A 2,902-nucleotide genomic window follows, 5' to 3' on the forward strand; every position below is an offset into this window, starting at 1 on the left:
GATGCTGCGCGATGCGGGCCATACGCTTGTTGCGGTTGTGACGCGCAACACGGATGTGGCCGCATGGGCGCGGGATGCGGGCCTGCCAGTGGTGTCCTCTGACGATGATCTGGTGGCGGCCCTGTCGAACCTAACTTTTGATTGGCTCTTGTCTATCGCCAACCTTGATATGATCCCCGATGCCGTGCTGGCCCTACCCACGCGCGGTGCTGCGAATTTCCATGATGGCCCATTGCCACGCTATGCGGGCCTGAATGCGCCGGTTTGGGCGCTCTTGGCAGGTGAGGCCGAGTACGGGATCAGCTGGCATTTGATCGAAGGTGGCGTAGACGAAGGCAGGCTGCTGGCGCAGAGCTTTTTTGATGTGGCCCCAGATGAAAACGTCCTGACGTTGAACGCGAAATGCTATGCCGCCGCGATCGACAGTTTCGCCACTGTGATTGACAAGCTGGCCAGCGATGCCCCCGTTGTGACCGCGCAAGACCTGACGCAGCGCACCTATTTCGCCAAGAATGACAGACCCGCCAACGCCGCCCGTCTGGATTTCACACAGACTGCCCGCAAAATCACGACGCTGGTGCATGCGCTGGACCACGGCGACTATTGGAACCCGCTGACCTGTCCCAAGATCGCGACAGATGCAGGTGTGTTCCTTGTTGCCAAGGCAGTTGCCGAAAAAACCACGTCTGATGCGGCACCCGGCACAGTGATTGCGGTGGGCGAGGACAGTCTCACCGTTGCAACAGCTACCGCGCCGGTCACCTTGCGGGGGTTGCGCGATGCGGCGGGGCGCGCTGTCGCTGTCGCAGATGTGGCAGGTGTCGGCGATGTGCTTCCAAAGCTTGTTTCCGAGGAAGCTGAGGCGCTGACCGCAGCGCTCAAAGCCACACTGAAACATGAGAGGACATGGCGCAAAGCGCTTGCGGCGATGACCCCTGCCAACCTGCCGCTGATCGACATGGGCGCGAATGAAGGCGAGGTTATCAGCCTGCCCCTGACGGGTGATGCTGCTGATTTGGCCCGCGCGCTTGCGGCATTGGCGGCCGCGTCGTCCGACGATCCTGTCACGTTGGCGCTGGGCGTGGCCCATGAGCACCCCGGCTATCTGAATGACTGGGTGCCCGTTGGAGCAGGGGATGACATGGGTGTGGCGGCGGCCCGTGGCCCCTTTGCCGCCGATCTTTGCGCCCGTATTCCGGGTGGTATCACGATGCCCGCTTTGGGCCTGTCGTCACAAGGCCACATCAACGGAACTGCCCTGACGGTGGCGGGGACCACGCTCTTCGCCGATACGGGCAAGATGAGCGCGACAACCGCCCAACTGATGGCTGCGCGCCTTGATCATATGGCGGCACAGATCGCCAAGGGCGCGGCCCCCACGGTCCTGTCCGAGGCAGAGCGCCAGACCGTACTTTATGACTGGAACGCGACCGCCACGGACTACCCTGCCGACCTGTGTATCCATCAGGCGTTTGAGGCGCAGGTCGCCCGCACCCCTGATGCCGAGGCGCTGGCCTTTGAAGGTGAAAGCCTGACCTATGCGGAACTGAACGCGCGCGCCAATGCGTTGGCCCATGTGTTGCGCGCCAAAGGCGTTGGCCCTGACGCGATTGTCGGTCTGCATCTGCGGCGTTCGTCCGCGCTATTGATCGGGGCATTGGCGATTATGAAAGCAGGCGGTGCCTATCTGCCGATGGACCCTGCCTATCCTGGTGACCGGACCGCGCATTTTATCGCAGACAGTGGCACCCGGGTGATCGTCACCGACAGCGCCCTTGCCGCCGATCTACCACCTTCCGATGCGGACATCGTGCTGGTTGATGCCTTGCCCGCAGGCACCGAGACGGGCAATCCTGACAGCGGCGTCACGGGCGCGCATCTGGCCTATATGATCTATACCTCAGGCTCGACCGGTAAGCCCAAAGGCGTGATGGTTGAACATCGCAATGTCGCGAATTTCTTTACCGGCATGGATGACCGAATTGCGCATGATCCGCCCGGTGTGTGGATGGCGGTCACATCGCTGTCGTTTGATATTTCGGTGCTGGAGCTGTTCTGGACCCTCGCGCGTGGTTTCAAGCTGGTGATCTCGGGCGATGAAAGCCGCGCGCTTGTGGCAGGTGAAGGCAGTGCGCCGGGTGTCGGCATGGATTTCAGTCTGTTTTACTGGGGCAATGATGACGGGATCGGGCGCGATAAATACCGCTCACTGTTGGAAGGCGCGCAGTTCGCCGACAAGAACGGGTTCTGCGCTGTCTGGACGCCCGAGCGGCATTTCCACGCCTTCGGCGGCCCGTACCCGAACCCTTCCGTGACGGGTGCTGCCGTTGCCGCTGTGACCAAGAATTTGGCGGTGCGTGCCGGCTCTTGCGTGGCACCTCTGCATCATACCGCACGGATCGCCGAAGAATGGGCGGTGATTGATAACCTGACAAACGGGCGCACGGGGCTTGCCATTGCCTCTGGCTGGCAGCCGGATGATTTTGTGCTGCGGCCCGAAAACACGCCGCCCAAGAACAAACCCGCGATGTTTGATGCGATCCGCGATTTGCGCAAACTCTGGGCTGGTGAAGCCGTGGAATTCCCGCGCGCGAACGGCGAGATGCACGGTGTCGTCACGCAGCCGCGCCCTGTTTCAAAGAAACTGAACGTGTGGGTCACGACCGCTGGCAACCCCGAGACGTGGAAAGAGGCGGGAACCAACGGTTGCAACGTGCTCACCCACCTTCTGGGGCAAAGCGTGGATGAAGTCGCCGAAAAAATCGTGATCTATCACGATGCCTTGCGCGCGGCAGGCCATAATCCCGAAGATTTCACCGTCACCTTGATGCTGCACAGCTTCCTGTCGGACACCCGCGACCACGCCCGCGAAATCGCCCGTGAGCCGATGAAGGACTATCTG

1 protein-coding gene is annotated in these 2,902 nt (G+C 61.6%); it reads left to right on the forward strand.

Features of this window, described 5'->3' with window-relative positions:
* Nucleotides 1–2,902 (forward strand): MupA/Atu3671 family FMN-dependent luciferase-like monooxygenase (locus VGP75_RS04430; RefSeq protein WP_327542507.1); only part of this gene is annotated, 2,902 nt, incomplete at both ends.

It is taken from the genome of Yoonia sp. (assembly GCF_036007805.1).
Taxonomy (GTDB): domain Bacteria; phylum Pseudomonadota; class Alphaproteobacteria; order Rhodobacterales; family Rhodobacteraceae; genus Yoonia.